Here is a 13,161-nt window from a genome sequence, read left to right on the forward strand (position 1 = left end):
CTCTCCGGCCCGTCTCCATCGTCTCTCCGATGCGTCAGCACCGCCTCAGCAGCGCCGGTGAAGGGGGTTCTAAGTATAACCAGCACTAGCCGCAAGCAGAAAATCACATCCTGCGCGAATTTTTTGCGATTTTATTATTTTTCTTTTTCTTTCAAAATCTTGACACCCACTCAAACAGGGAAGTCTCTGACGGCACACCCCAAATCCGGTGATCCACCACAAGACCACGCCCCGGTCGCGCCCACACTGACCCCATATATAGTGAGTCCCCCCGCCCCACCCACAAGGCCAACCCGACTCGGTCGCCCAAAACCGATTCATTTTTCGACTGTTTTTCCCGACTCGAGTCGTTTTTTAGAGCGAGAAAGCGATCCGGACCCGCACCCGGGGCTTGCGCATCGGCCCGGGATAAGATCACCTCGCCGCAAAGAAATGACCAAACGCACTATGATATGACACCCAGGCAGGCTGCCCCTTTCCCGCGTATACGAACCGTTGGACTGGACGGTCTGCTGATTTCGTTTGGTGAGACGATGGCGGAACCCTCCAATCGCGCCGCTCTTGCGTTTCGTAATGCTGTCGACTCTCAGAACCGGGATGGCGTGGTTGAGACTTCGGCCTCTCTTGCTTCGGCCTATGTCCGATTTGATCCACTTCGATTGCCGCACGCGGAGATCCAAGCGAACCTGGAACAGATGCTGCAGGAGCATGATTGGTATCAGGCCCCCCTGCCCGCCGGGCGACGTCTGTGGCAAGTGCCGACCGTCTATGGCGGCGCGATTGCCCCGCAATTGGATGAGGCCGCCGTCGCAGCGGGGTTATCACCCACCGAAGCCATCAAACGCCTGAGCAACACGCGCGTGCGCGTCCTGACCATCGGCTTTGCGCCCGGCCAGCCCTATCTCGGCCCATTGGGGCCTGAGTTCAACATTCCGCGCCTCAAGGAACTGACTCCGATGGTACCCGAGGGGGCGCTGGTTCTGGCGATCTCGCAATTCGTGCTGTTTTCGGGGCCGACACCCACCGGGTGGCGGCATGTGGGTCAGACCGCGTTTCGGTGTTTCCGTCCCGAAGCGGAACAGAGCTTTGCCCTGCGTCCCGGGGATGAAATGCAATTCCTCCCGATCAGCCGGGACGAGTTGGAAGCCATCCGCACGGCTGAGGACGGCACTGGCGGGGCGACCTGTACGGAGATTCCGACATGAGCCTACTGGTGCATCAGATCGGACCCGCCTGCACGGTTCAGGATCAGGGGCGCACGGGGTATCTGGATCAGGGCCTGTCGCGGTCCGGCGCGGCGGATCAGCTGGCCCTGCATGAAGGTGCGGCACTGTTGGGGCAAGGCCCGGATTGCGCCGCATTGGAAATGGCAGGCATGGGCGGCGCGTTTGAGGCCACTCAGCCGGTCAGCATCGCCCTTACCGGTGCGCCGATGCAGGCGAACATTGATGGCAACCCGATTGTCTGGAACGCGTCTCATACTCTGGAGGCCGGACAGAGGCTGACCATCGGTGCGGTGATGCAGGGAACCTATGGTTATCTGCATGTCAATGGCGGGATCGATGCACCACTTTTTCTGGGGTCACGCTCGACCCACCTGACCGCGAAGGTCGGGTGCGCGGTGCAGGCGGGTGACATGCTGCCGACCAACCCACACTCGGGCAGTGTCGGCATGAAGCTGCAACCCGATGAACGGTTCGCCGGAGGCACCCTGCGCGTGGTTGCCAGCTTTCAGACCCCCCTGTTCGATCAGGACACGCTGGATCGGTTTACCCGAACCGTGTTCCGGCGCGGGGCGCGGGCGAACCGAATGGGAATGCAGTTGGACAGCGATGGTGAAGGCTTTGCTGCCAAAGGTCAGTTGAACATCCTGTCCGAGGTTATCACCCCCGGCGATATCCAGATGACCGGCACCGGCAATCCCTTTATCCTTCTGCCCGAATGCCAGACCACCGGAGGCTACCCCCGCATCGCCACCGTCCTGCCCTGTGACCTGCCCCGCGCGGCGCAGACCCCGGCGGGCGGTCAGATACGGTTCAGATTCGTGACCATGGACGAGGCCGTCGCCCTGCACGCGGCCTATCTGGCCGATCTGTCTCGGCTGCGGGCGCGGGTCGCACCTCTGGTGCGTGACCCGCATGACATCCCGGACCTATTGTCCTACCAATTGATCGGCGGAATGATCTCTGCCACCGAGTAAGGAGTGTTGCCGATGCCCAGCGTCGATCTGAATGCCGATATGGGGGAGAGCTTTGGCCCCTGGACGATGGGTGATGATGAGAGCCTGCTGAAGATCATCACCTCGGCCAACATCGCCTGCGGTTTTCACGCAGGCGACCCGGACGTGATGGCGCAGACGATGACACTGGCGGCCGAAAACGGGGTGGGCATCGGCGCGCATCCCGGTTTTCCCGACCTGCAAGGGTTTGGTCGGCGCAATATGAAAGTGCCGCATGACAGCCTGCGCAATCTGGTGCGCTATCAACTGGGCGCAGCGATTGGGATGGCCAAGGCGGTCGGCACCGAAGTCCGGCACCTGAAACTGCACGGAGCGCTGGCAAACATGTGCTCGGCCGATATCGGCATGGCACGGGCCTGCTATCAGGGCGCGCTGGATGTGGACCCGGATATCATCGTCATGGTTCTGGCCGTCACCAAACAGGAAGAGGCCGCACGCGAGCTGGGCTGCAAATGGGTCGGGGAGATATTTGCTGACCGCGCCTATAATGATGACGGTACCTTGGTGGATCGCAGCCTGCCCGGCGCGGTCATCCACGACCCTGAACTGGCCGGGCCCCGCATCCTGAACATGGTCCGCGAGGGCGCGATCATTACCGAATCCGGCAAACGGTTGGAGACCTCGATCGACACGATCTGTCTGCACGGCGATGGCCCTACGGCAGTCGAAATCGCCCGGTCGGTGCGTAAGAACCTGATCGCCGGCGGCGTTGAGGTGGCGAAATTCACCCGATAGCCATGCGGATGTAAGACCGGCACCTCATCTTCTTACTGTTGCCCGCTTGGTTTTCTGCCCCTAGCATGCCTGCAAGTGCATGTTCTGATTATTGGAAATCCAGGCAAGGCCACGCCCGACTGCCGCCGGGTATGCGCAAGGAGGTGTCTTAATGTCTTTCGATTTGATGTCTTACCAACCCCGCGGGGACAAGAAGAACTCGGACTTCTTCAACGAGTACCTGCCAATGATCTACGAACGGCGCACCAGTTCGGGCGTGGCCGATCAGGTTGGGCCGATGCGGGCGATCGTCATGCAGGTGGAAACCACGGCGCTGTTCGATACGCTGATCGAGCTTTATGTGATGACCCCGTATCGTCACACAGCAACCTATATGGGCCAGACCCACAAGTTCTCGGTTCTGCATTCACATTCCGACTACCCGGCCATGATCGTGATGGCCCCGCTGAACCCCGGCTTTGAGGATTTCATCCCGCGCATCAACCGCATGTACCCGCTGGCGCGCAACACGCCGCAGACCCGCTATGTCGGAGAAATCTACGGGGCGACCGATCTGAAGACCCTGACCAAGACACTCGAAGCCCAGAACATCCGCTTTGAGTACAAAGGCGATACCGAGAATCCGTTCTACACGCAGGATGGGTTCTGCTTTACCACCCCTTCCGATTTCACTTGCAACCGGGTTGGGTACTCCACACTCGATTTCAACGACACCGACAGCCTTGGGCTGGGCGACCGTGTGCTTCTGAGCGATGCGGAACAGGCGCAGCTGGATCGGGCCGCCGCTTTTGGGTCGGACAGCAAGATCTCACCCCTGATGCTGGGCATCGATCACCTAGCCACCCGCATTCTGGCCGGTGAGCGTGAGGATGCGATCCTAGAGTTCCTGACCATGGTGCCTTATTATTTCTGGGGGGCGTACAACATCTTCGACATGAACTCGTCGACCAATGTGAACCGGAACGCCAATGTGGATGATGACAAGAAGTCACCCGCCAAGGTCTTCACCGCAAACAACACGCCCTCTTTCGTCAATTCCTTTGAGCAGTTGCCGATGCCGACCGAGGATTTTGTCCGCAATTTCGGCCGCCGCCTGCATCACATGGCCGTCGAGATTCAGGATGGCGATCACAACGCAGGCGAAAAGAACGTCGACTTCGTGGTCAATACGCTCAAGGACAAGGGCGTGCCATTCCTGGCGCATGTGGTGGGTGAATGCAAAGACGACCCGAACCTGAAACAGATATTCTCGAAACACTCAAAGAACACGTTACTGATCACCGAGTATATCGAACGCTGCCACCACTATGACGGCTTCTTCACCAAGGACAACGTGGCCGCCCTGACCGCCGCCGCGGGGCAAGATGAACAGTACCAGCACGGGCATGTGTTCGACTGAGGCGCTCCGACAAAAAAAGGCTGCGAGCTTCCTCGCAGCCCAGACCCATTCAGGAGAGAATATGTCGGATCTTATGACGGTCCGATCATGAAACATGTGACATTGCGGGCCTGAAGCCTGCGACAGGCCAGATCAGCCTGTTCGCGGGTCATGCCCTGAAACGTCGCCTCGAACCCGCGCGAGCTTTGGTTCACCTTGCGCAGGGTTCCTTCCAGAGTGGTCATTTCCGACAGGGCGGTTTTCAGCAAAACCTTCTCGGCCTCGTATCGGGTGGTATAGCGGCCCACATTGACGCCCCACAAATGCCCGCCGGATGTGGACAGGCGGGTAACAATTTCCTGTTCGGGCTCGGGCTGCACGTTCGGATCGGTCGATGCCAGAACCAGATTTTCCGGACGTGCGGCTGGCCGCGTTGTGTCGTCGGTTGCAGTCTGGATATCCGCAGCCGCGATGGCCACCGCGATCCCGTCCTGAATGCGCGCGCCGTTCTCGGCGGCGGTGGCGGCAACGGTGCCAGCCACCTGTACGGCGGCGCCCGGTCCGGGGCGCAGCACCGGCCGCAGGCTGGTTTTCGGCGCGCCGGTCACGGCCGCAACCGTCGCACCCAGCCCAACATTCCCGGCATAGGCCGGACGGGCCGGTTTGCGGATCGGTGCCCGCGATGGTGCACGGCGGAAGCCCATGTCCAGCAGTTCGGCCACTTTGGCGTTGCGCGATGCACCGGATTTGCCGCCAAACACTGTGGCGATGATCCGTTCATCCTTGCGCTTGGCCGAGGCCACAAGGTTGAAGCCCGCAGCGCGGGTGTAACCGGTTTTGATCCCATCCGCGCCTTTATAGGCGGCCAGCAGGCGACGGTTCGTGTTCGGAACCGTCTTGATCCCGGCATTGGTCGATTGCCGCGAGAACAGGTTGTAGTACTGCGGGTAATCATACAGCAGGTGACGGCCCAGCGTGGTCATGTCCCGTGCGGTGGACATGTGCCCCGATTCTGTCAGACCGTGTGCGTTCTTGAACGTGGTGCGGCTCATGCCCATCGCCTTGGCGGTGCGGGTCATGCGGCGGGCAAAGGCGGCCTCGGACCCGCTGATGGCGATACCAATGGCGGTGGCGGCATCATTGGCCGATTTCACCGCAGCCGCGCGGATCAGATAGCGAAAGGCAATCCTCTGGCCCGTGCGCAAACCCAGTTTCGAGGGCGGCTCGGACGCGGCTTTCTTGGTGATACGAACCTGCGTATCCAAGTCAATCTCACCGTTCCGCACCGCCTCGAACGCGATGTAGAGCGTCATCATCTTGGTCAGCGAAGCCGGATGCAGCCGTGTGTCGGCATTGCGCGAGTGCAGCACCTCTCCGGTCCGTGCATCAATCACCATTGCCGCATAGGGCGCGGCCACCCCTTGCAACGGCGCAAAGGAGAGCAGCCACAAGAATGCTATAAGGAATAAGCCCATTCGGGCCGGAACTGTCCGCCGAACCTGCACGATCTTTGCCTCTGTCTACCTCGGGCCGCCGGGTTTTCCCGGTCAGCTTGTAATTATTTTATTGCTTTAGAGGCTAGCACAGCGACCCAATGAAATAAACCAAAAGCTCGTCAAATCGCTATTTGGTTACGCTTCGGATGGCATACAACATATGGCCGAACACGCGCCCTGCCCCACCACATCCATGAATATGACCAGAAAATGCCGCCGCACCGTACCGAATTTTCGAAACTGAGACCATTCGGCAACATCAGCCAAGCTGCTGAACAAGGCCCGTGAGCTGACCCAAGTCCTGCAACTCACGGTATCGTGGGTTTTCCGACGGCGTTTCGGCGTATTCGACCTCCCAGACCAGCCCATGCGGCACATACACGCCCCAGCACCCGGCCTGAATCGGGGCCACCACATCGGACCGCATCGAATTGCCGACCATCATCGCCGAGGCAGGTCCGCCCTCATACTGGTCGAAAATCTGCCGGTATGTCTGCGGCGTCTTCTCGGATACGATCTCGACCCCGTCGAACAGCTCACCCAACCCGGACTGCGCAAGTTTGCGTTCCTGATCGATCAGATCGCCCTTGGTGATCAGCACCACCTGATGAGTCGCCGTCACGCCCTCGATCGCCTCGCGCGCATGGGGCAGCAGCTCGATCGGATGGGCCAGCATTTCTTGCCCGGCTTCGACCAATTGGCGGATGATCGAGGCCGGAACCCGGTCCTCGGTCACCTCGATCGCGGTTTCGATCATTGACAAGGTAAAGCCTTTGATTCCGTACCCATAGTGACGAATGTTGCGCTTTTCGGCCGCCAGCAGGCGCTCCAGCAGGTGGTCGCGCTCGGCATGGTCAGCCAACAAATCGGTGAAATGAGACTGCGTGAGCTGAAAAAAACGCTCGTTGTGCCACAAAGTATCATCCGCATCAAAGCCGATTGTGGTAAGGTTTTGACCCATGTCGAATACGTCCTGCTGGCTCTTTTCTCTGGCCGGTACGACGTTATATAAGCGCACAGATAAACCGAAGCCTGAATCGGACAGTAGAACGCGATGCTTGAACACCAATGGATCATGTCTGACAAACCGGAGGACGACGATGATGCGGATTCGTCCGTCCTGGTGCAGACGCGCCCCAAGACCAAGCGCCCACCGCTGTACAAGGTTCTGCTGCTGAATGACGACTACACCCCGATGGAATTCGTCGTGCATGTGCTGGAGCGGTTCTTCAGCATGACCCACGCACAGGCGTTCGAGATCATGCTGACCGTCCACAAGAAAGGCGTCGCGGTCGTGGGCGTGTTCAGCCACGAGATCGCCGAAACCAAAGTGGGGCAGGTCATGGATTTTGCCCGCCGGCATCAGCATCCCCTGCAATGCACCATGGAGCGGGAAGAGTAAGCCCGCGCTGCTCTTTCGATATCGCTCATGTCCCCTCGTCTTGATCTTGCCCTGCAAAGCGGCCTTCTGCTGACGCAACCCCTGACGGTGCTTGGGCCGACCACAGCCAATGACCTGTCGGCCTTGCCGCGCGAAACGCAGGTGGTGCAGCCGTTCAAACCGTTTCACGATCACTTCGCCAATCAGGGGTTCGCGGTCGTGGCAGAGGCGAACACGCCCTGCCAGGACGCCATCGTGATCCTGCCGCGCGCCAAGGCGCTGGCCCGTTCAATGGTGCATCAGGCCTGCGCCCGCGCCAGCGGAGTTGTTGTGGTGGACGGGGCCAAGACCGATGGCGTCGACAGCCTGCTGAAAGACATCCGCAAGCGCGTTTCGGTCGAGGGGCCGATCTCGAAGGCGCATGGCAAGATCTTCTGGTTCCAGTCGGATCCGCAGGCCTTTGCGGATTGGGCCGCACCTGAGCACCAGACAGCCGACGGCTATCGGACTGCGCCGGGGGTGTTCTCGGCGGATGGCATCGATCCGGCTTCGGCGCTGTTGCTGGCGGCGTTGCCCGGCAAGCTGGGTGCCCGGGTCGCAGACCTTGGCGCTGGTTGGGGGTTCCTGTCGGCCGGGCTGCTGCAGGCTGCGGGCCTGAAATCCCTGCATCTGGTCGAGGCCGACCACACCGCCCTGGCCTGTGCCCGCACCAATGTGGCCGACCCGCGCGCTCAGTTTCACTGGGCCGATGCGGTGACGTGGCGTGCGTCTGAGCCCGTCGACACGGTGGTAATGAACCCGCCCTTCCACACCGGCCGCAGCGCCGAACCGGAGCTGGGGCAAGGCTTCATCCGGTCGGCTGCCAGGAACCTGACCCGCAGCGGTTCTCTGTGGATGGTAGCGAACCGTCATTTGCCCTACGAGGCCGCTCTGACTGACGCTTTTGCCCATGTTGAGGAAGTGACCGGCGACAATCGGTTCAAGGTCTTTCATGCCTCTCGCCCTCGGCGGTGATCCCGGCTAACCTGCGCCGCAACTCAGGAGAATACGCATGTCCTTTTCCATAGCTGGCAAAACCGCAATCGTGACAGGCGGGGCCAACGGTGTCGGGCTGGCCATCGGGCGCCACTTTGCCGACGCAGGCGCCAATGTGATGTTTGCCGATATGGACGAAAAACGGCTGACCGAAGAACTGGGCGAGCAGGCCGATGACAGCAATATCCGGTTCTTCGCCGGTGACCTGCGCGAAAAGCTGACCATCGCCAATCTGCTGTCGGCCACCATCGACGCGTTCGATCAGGTGGACATCCTGATCAACGGCGCGCGGCAGGTGATCCCCTCTGATCCGCTGGATACCGAGGATGACTCGGTGCGCACCCTGCTGAACCAGAACCTGATGCCCGCCCTGCGGCTGAGCCAACTGGTCGCCAAACGGATGATCAAGCAGGCCGGTGACGAAAACGAAAACTCGGCCGGGTCAATCATCAACCTGTCCTCGATTGCCGCCCGGCGCACGCACCCTGATCTGATGGCCTATTCCGTATCAACCGCCGCGCTGGATCAGATGACCCGCTCGCTGGCAGTGGCGCTGGCCCCCAACCGTATCCGGGTAAACTCGATCGCGCTGGGGTCAGTGATGAGCGCCTCGCTGCAATCCACTCTGAAAGAGAACCGCGACTTCCGCGACGATATCGAAAAGCACACCCCACTGGCCCGGATCGCGGCACCCACCGAACTGACCGAGACGGCGCAGTATCTGGCCTCGGACGCTGCCGGGTTCATCACCGGACAAATCCTGACCATTGACGGCGGCCGCACCCTGCTGGACCCCGTCGCAGCCCCGGCCCACTGATCCCCATGTTCGATACCGAAAAAACCACCGCCTCTGCCTGGTTCCGCCAACTGCGTGATGAAATCGTCACCGCGTTCGAAGCGCTGGAAGGCAGCCACGACACCGGACCGTTTTCGGATGCCCCTGCTGGTCGGTTCGAAGTCAAGGAAACCACGCGCCAATCCGAAGACGGCTCGGACGCGGGCGGTGGGCTTATGTCGGTGATGCGCGGCGGACGGGTGTTCGAAAAGGTCGGCGTCAATATCTCGACCGTTTACGGCACGCTAGGCGCCCGTGCGCAGCAAGCGATGGCCGCGCGCAAGGGTATTCCGGGCATGGCTGATGATCCGCGCTTTTGGGCCTCGGGCATCTCGCTGGTTGCGCATATGCAGAACCCGCATGTTCCGGCGGTGCATATGAACACCCGCATGTTCTGGACCCCGCACGCGTGGTGGTTCGGCGGTGGATCGGACCTGAACCCCTGTATCGAGTATGATGACGACACCGCCCATTTCCACGCCACGCAAAAGGCGCATCTGGACCCGCACGGGCCGGGGCATTATCCGCGCCTAAAGAAGTGGGCCGACGAGTATTTCTTTATCCCGCACCGCAAACGCGCCCGCGGGGTCGGCGGCATTTTCATGGATGATTACTGTACCGGCGACTGGGCCGCAGATTTCGCGCTGACGCAGGATATCGGCCGGGCCTTCCTGCCCGCATTCCTGCCCTTGGTCACAAATCGCCGCGTTCAGGCTTTTGACGACAGCGACAAGAACACCCAACTGGTGCATCGCGGCCTGTATGCCGAATACAATCTGGTTTACGACCGAGGCACCAAGTTCGGGCTGGAAACCGGCCACGATCCGGATGCGGTGCTGATGAGCCTGCCGCCAATGGCAAAGTGGGTCTGACGCGCGCTCAGAAATCGAAATCCATGAAGTTGTCGTAGCAGTAGTTCTGAGCCTGAACCGCTGACATGTTCGCTCCGACCCGTTTGACCGTTACGGAATATCCCGGCTTGGTGTCGGCACCCGGAGGTGGTGTCAGGGAAAACTGCACCGTCCGCACACCTGGTTCGTAGGCTTTGAAGATATAGATGCGCTGAGAGTTGGGGACTCCCAAGGTCCGAATGGCGAAATCCCCGATCCCGCACCAATAGTTGACCGGCGCTGACGACCCGATGGCTTTCACCGCATAAACGCCGTTCTGCACCGGCGTGATTTCCGTTCGAAACTGGGGCCTGACCTGCAGACCGAACCCAACAGCCTGGGCTATGCCCGGCAACAGAACCAACGCCGCTGCGCCAAATAGCTTGAAAAACCGCATGGTTATTATCCTCAAACGCAATCGCTTTTCGCCTAAGATGATAGCCGACGCAGGGGATGAGTAAAGTCGGAGCACTCTGTCCCCTTGTTTTGGGCTCAGCGGGTGCTCAGCCGACCGCCGACGTCCTGCGGTGCCAGGGCAACCGTCTTGATCACCGCATAACAGGGCTTGCCCGGCTCCAGTCCCAGCGCTTCGACCGAGCGGCGGGTGACGCGGGCCAACACCGGTCCAGCCGGGGTACGGACCGAGACGATCGCCCCCGGCCCCTCGCCCGCACGGATCGTATCGACCGCGCCTTCCAGCATGTTCAGGGCCGAAAGCCCCTCGGGCCGTTTGTTGGACAGGATGACCTCTTGCGCAGGAATGCGGATGCGCAGCTCTTCCCCCACCTGATGCGGGATGCGTGGCAGGAACAGGCGCGCGCCGCCGGCATCCAGTTCGGTCAGCCCATCGGCGTGATGATCCCGGACCCGCACATTCAGCACCGCCCCCACGGCGCGAACCCCGGCCGGGGCGATCGACGGATCGGCCATCACCTCGGATGCCGGGCCGTGCCGCACCGCCTTGCCGTCCTGAAGCGCGACCACCGAGGTCGCCAGCCGCGCGACCTCGGCCGCGGAATGGGTGACGTAAAGAATTGGCACCGAGACCTCATCCCGCAGCCGTTCGAAATAGGGCAGGATCTCAGCCTTGCGCGCGTCGTCCAGCGCAGCCAAGGGTTCATCGGCCAGAATGAGGCGCGGGCTGGCCAGCAGGGCGCGGCCAATGGCGACACGCTGCTTTTCCCCGCCCGACAGGCCCGCAGGGCGGCGCTCCAGAAGATGACCGATACCCAGCATCTCGATCACCTTGTCCGGCTCCTCGCGCCGCGCGCGTTTCGGCGCGAACCAGCGGCCATAGGACAGGTTCTGCCGCACGGTCAGATGCGGGAACAGGCGGCCTTCCTGAAAGATATAACCCAAGCGCCTGCGATGCGGTGGCAGCCAGTGGTTCTGCTCGATGTCGAACAGCTCCCACCCGTCGACGGCCACACGCCCGGCCTGGGGACGCAGCAACCCGGCCACGGCGTTGACCACGGTGGTCTTGCCCGACCCGGACCGCCCGAACAGAACCGTCACCCCCGAGGGCGCGTCAAAGCTGAGGTCCAGCGTGAGGTCGGGCAGATCGTGCTGCAGGCGGACGGACAGGCTCATGACCCGGACACCCTGGCTGCGGCGCGGCGGCCAACATATTCCGACAGCAACAGCGCCCCCATCGCGATAATGATCGAGACTACCACCAGCCGAGTCGCCGCGCTTTCGCCTCCCGGCACCTGCAGGAAAGCATAGACCGCCGAGGGCAGGGTCTGGGTCTGGCCGGGGATGTTCGAGACGAAGGTGATCGTGGCCCCGAACTCTCCCATCCCTTTGGCAAAGGCAAGGATGGCACCGGCGATCACACCGGGCAGGATCATCGGCAGAGTGACAGTGGCAAAGACAAAGGGGCGCGACGCGCCCAGTGTTGCCCCGGCCTGCTCCAGCTTGGGGTCTACCGCCTCGATCGACAGGCGGATGGCGCGTACCATCAGCGGAAAGGCCATGATCCCCGCCGCCAGCGCCGCGCCGGTCCAGCGAAAGGCCACGACGATGCCGAACTCGGCCAGTACCTTGCCCAGCGGGCCTTGGATACCAAAGGTCAGCAGCAGCAGATACCCGGTCACCACCGGCGGCAGGATCAGCGGCAGATGCACCAGCCCGTTCAACAGCTGTCGGCCCGGAAAGCGCCAGCGGGCCAGCGCGTAGGCCACGAAAATGCCAAACGGCAAGGTTACCAGCGTCGCCCAGAAGGACACGCGCAACGACAGTCTGAGCGCCTCAAGCTCTGCCGGTCCCAACCATCCCATCCGTCAGCGCCCCGGCAGGGCAAAGCCCTGTTCTGTAAAAACTTCCCGGGCCGCGTCCGATTGCAGGTGATCCAGAAACGCACGTGCTTCGACTGTGCCGGACGCGGTCACCGCTGCCGGGTAAATGATCGGCGGATGCAGATCGGGCGGGAACGAGGCCACGACCTGAACCCGGTTTTCGACCTGCGCATCCGACTGGTAGACGATCCCCAGCGGCGCGGCCCCTGCCGCAACCAGCGCAAGCGCCGCGCGGACATTGTCGGTTTGCGCGATCCTGGTCTGCACATCCTCCCACAGCCCCAGCTTCTGCAGCGCCGCCTTGCCGTAAATCCCCGCCGGCACCGCATCGACCAGCGCCATCGCCAGATGACCGCTGCCCAGTATTGCAGACAGATCAACATCCCGCTGCATACGACCGATCTGATCCAGATCCGCATTCCCAATCAGAACCAGCCCATTGCCCAGCAAATCCACCCGCGAATCCGCATCGATCATTTTCTGATCCTGCAGAACATCCATCCAGTCCACATTTGCCGAAATGAACAGATCCGCAGGGGCCCCCAGCTGAATCTGCCGCGCCAGCACGGATGACGCCGCGTAGGACACCGTCACCTCATGCCCCGTTTGCTGTTCGAAGATCGGCGCGATCTCATCCAGAGCGTTTTTCAGACTGGCGGCGGCGAAAACCAAAACCTCTCCCGCTCCGGCCCGGATCGGAGCCAGCGTCAAAGTGCCCAACACCAAGGCCGCGATTGCACATCGGCGGGCAAGGGACAGGATCATGTGGTCTCCGGTCTGGAAGGTTACATTCCCTCCGGGGATATCTGAGGGCGCATAGGACACGCAAGCGCCTTTCCCATGGCCGAGGGCGCAGCCTGCAGAAAAGGAACGAA

Annotated in this window: 14 protein-coding genes; 8 read left to right on the forward strand and 6 right to left on the reverse strand. The window is 61.5% G+C overall.

Annotated features, from left to right (window positions below):
- Positions 1 to 452 precede the first annotated feature (452 nt).
- From ACR0NT_RS17585 to ACR0NT_RS17600, 4 genes are all read left to right on the forward strand, one after another.
- Positions 453 to 1,205 (forward strand): 5-oxoprolinase subunit B family protein, encoded by a 753-nt coding sequence (locus ACR0NT_RS17585; protein WP_170673345.1) that lies wholly within the window; start codon positions 453 to 455, stop codon positions 1,203 to 1,205.
- On the forward strand, positions 1,202 to 2,200 hold the full coding sequence (locus ACR0NT_RS17590) for a 5-oxoprolinase subunit C family protein (protein WP_170673348.1): 999 nt from the start codon (positions 1,202 to 1,204) through the stop codon (positions 2,198 to 2,200). Before ACR0NT_RS17585 ends, ACR0NT_RS17590 begins: the two co-directional genes overlap by 4 nt.
- A gap of 12 nt (positions 2,201 to 2,212) precedes the next feature.
- Positions 2,213 to 2,974, forward strand: a complete 762-nt coding sequence (locus ACR0NT_RS17595; RefSeq protein WP_170673352.1) for a 5-oxoprolinase subunit PxpA — start codon at positions 2,213 to 2,215, stop codon at positions 2,972 to 2,974.
- Between the two features lie 151 nt (positions 2,975 to 3,125).
- On the forward strand, positions 3,126 to 4,373 hold the full coding sequence (locus ACR0NT_RS17600) for a hypothetical protein (protein WP_170673354.1): 1,248 nt from the start codon (positions 3,126 to 3,128) through the stop codon (positions 4,371 to 4,373).
- A gap of 71 nt (positions 4,374 to 4,444) precedes the next feature.
- Here ACR0NT_RS17600 and ACR0NT_RS17605 read toward each other — a convergent pair whose 3' ends face one another.
- Positions 4,445 to 5,827, reverse strand: coding sequence for a D-alanyl-D-alanine carboxypeptidase family protein (locus tag ACR0NT_RS17605; RefSeq protein ID WP_170445845.1), 1,383 nt, complete (start codon positions 5,825 to 5,827; stop codon positions 4,445 to 4,447).
- Between the two features lie 280 nt (positions 5,828 to 6,107).
- The gene (locus ACR0NT_RS17610; RefSeq protein ID WP_170445848.1) at positions 6,108 to 6,809 is read right to left on the reverse strand and encodes an HAD family hydrolase; all 702 of its coding nucleotides are present in this window, start codon (positions 6,807 to 6,809) and stop codon (positions 6,108 to 6,110) included.
- Positions 6,810 to 6,923: 114 nt separating this feature from the next.
- On the opposite strand from ACR0NT_RS17610, the gene clpS reads away from it, so the two are divergent.
- From clpS to hemF, 4 genes are read left to right on the forward strand one after another with little or no spacing between them, the layout of a single operon-like run.
- Positions 6,924 to 7,250 carry an ATP-dependent Clp protease adapter ClpS gene (gene clpS, locus ACR0NT_RS17615; protein WP_421597090.1) on the forward strand — a complete coding sequence of 109 codons (327 nt, stop codon included), beginning with the start codon at positions 6,924 to 6,926 and terminating at the stop codon, positions 7,248 to 7,250.
- Positions 7,251 to 7,277: 27 nt separating this feature from the next.
- Positions 7,278 to 8,243, forward strand: a complete 966-nt coding sequence (locus ACR0NT_RS17620) for a methyltransferase (protein ID WP_170673357.1) — start codon at positions 7,278 to 7,280, stop codon at positions 8,241 to 8,243.
- A gap of 37 nt (positions 8,244 to 8,280) precedes the next feature.
- Positions 8,281 to 9,081 carry an SDR family oxidoreductase gene (locus ACR0NT_RS17625; protein ID WP_170673360.1) on the forward strand — a complete coding sequence of 267 codons (801 nt, stop codon included), beginning with the start codon at positions 8,281 to 8,283 and terminating at the stop codon, positions 9,079 to 9,081.
- A 5-nt stretch (positions 9,082 to 9,086) separates the two neighbouring features.
- Entirely contained in the window at positions 9,087 to 9,971 is an 885-nt protein-coding gene (gene hemF / locus ACR0NT_RS17630) for an oxygen-dependent coproporphyrinogen oxidase (RefSeq protein ID WP_170673363.1), read from the forward strand.
- A gap of 7 nt (positions 9,972 to 9,978) precedes the next feature.
- Here hemF and ACR0NT_RS17635 read toward each other — a convergent pair whose 3' ends face one another.
- The 4 genes from ACR0NT_RS17635 to modA all read right to left on the reverse strand — a co-directional run bounded on the left by ACR0NT_RS17635 (position 9,979) and on the right by modA (position 13,051).
- Positions 9,979 to 10,386 (reverse strand): hypothetical protein, encoded by a 408-nt coding sequence (locus ACR0NT_RS17635; protein ID WP_170673365.1) that lies wholly within the window; start codon positions 10,384 to 10,386, stop codon positions 9,979 to 9,981.
- Positions 10,387 to 10,481: 95 nt separating this feature from the next.
- A complete protein-coding gene (gene modC / locus ACR0NT_RS17640) occupies positions 10,482 to 11,579 on the reverse strand; it encodes a molybdenum ABC transporter ATP-binding protein (RefSeq protein ID WP_170673369.1) in 1,098 nt (365 codons plus the stop codon).
- Positions 11,576 to 12,268, reverse strand: a complete 693-nt coding sequence (modB, locus tag ACR0NT_RS17645) for a molybdate ABC transporter permease subunit (RefSeq protein WP_170673371.1) — start codon at positions 12,266 to 12,268, stop codon at positions 11,576 to 11,578. Before modB ends, modC begins: the two co-directional genes overlap by 4 nt.
- A gap of 3 nt (positions 12,269 to 12,271) precedes the next feature.
- The gene (gene modA, locus ACR0NT_RS17650) at positions 12,272 to 13,051 is read right to left on the reverse strand and encodes a molybdate ABC transporter substrate-binding protein (RefSeq protein WP_170445869.1); all 780 of its coding nucleotides are present in this window, start codon (positions 13,049 to 13,051) and stop codon (positions 12,272 to 12,274) included.
- Positions 13,052 to 13,161: the final 110 nt, after the last annotated feature.

The sequence above is a fragment of the Ruegeria sp. AB10 genome, from assembly GCF_056542745.1.

What these genes read in the sequence shown, in the direction of transcription:
- ACR0NT_RS17635 (WP_170673365.1), bottom strand. Translation starts at nt 10,386, where the DNA reads ATGCGGTTTTTCAAGCTATTTGGCGCAGCGGCGTTGGTTCTGTTGCCG.
- ACR0NT_RS17605 (WP_170445845.1), bottom strand. Translation starts at nt 5,827, where the DNA reads ATGGGCTTATTCCTTATAGCATTCTTGTGGCTGCTCTCCTTTGCGCCG.
- hemF (WP_170673363.1), top strand. Translation starts at nt 9,087, where the DNA reads ATGTTCGATACCGAAAAAACCACCGCCTCTGCCTGGTTCCGCCAACTG.
- modC (WP_170673369.1), bottom strand. Translation starts at nt 11,579, where the DNA reads ATGAGCCTGTCCGTCCGCCTGCAGCACGATCTGCCCGACCTCACGCTG.
- clpS (WP_421597090.1), top strand. Translation starts at nt 6,924, where the DNA reads ATGTCTGACAAACCGGAGGACGACGATGATGCGGATTCGTCCGTCCTG.
- ACR0NT_RS17610 (WP_170445848.1), bottom strand. Translation starts at nt 6,809, where the DNA reads ATGGGTCAAAACCTTACCACAATCGGCTTTGATGCGGATGATACTTTG.
- ACR0NT_RS17625 (WP_170673360.1), top strand. Translation starts at nt 8,281, where the DNA reads ATGTCCTTTTCCATAGCTGGCAAAACCGCAATCGTGACAGGCGGGGCC.
- modA (WP_170445869.1), bottom strand. Translation starts at nt 13,051, where the DNA reads ATGATCCTGTCCCTTGCCCGCCGATGTGCAATCGCGGCCTTGGTGTTG.
- ACR0NT_RS17620 (WP_170673357.1), top strand. Translation starts at nt 7,278, where the DNA reads ATGTCCCCTCGTCTTGATCTTGCCCTGCAAAGCGGCCTTCTGCTGACG.
- ACR0NT_RS17595 (WP_170673352.1), top strand. Translation starts at nt 2,213, where the DNA reads ATGCCCAGCGTCGATCTGAATGCCGATATGGGGGAGAGCTTTGGCCCC.
- ACR0NT_RS17585 (WP_170673345.1), top strand. Translation starts at nt 453, where the DNA reads ATGACACCCAGGCAGGCTGCCCCTTTCCCGCGTATACGAACCGTTGGA.
- ACR0NT_RS17590 (WP_170673348.1), top strand. Translation starts at nt 1,202, where the DNA reads ATGAGCCTACTGGTGCATCAGATCGGACCCGCCTGCACGGTTCAGGAT.
- modB (WP_170673371.1), bottom strand. Translation starts at nt 12,268, where the DNA reads ATGGGATGGTTGGGACCGGCAGAGCTTGAGGCGCTCAGACTGTCGTTG.
- ACR0NT_RS17600 (WP_170673354.1), top strand. Translation starts at nt 3,126, where the DNA reads ATGTCTTTCGATTTGATGTCTTACCAACCCCGCGGGGACAAGAAGAAC.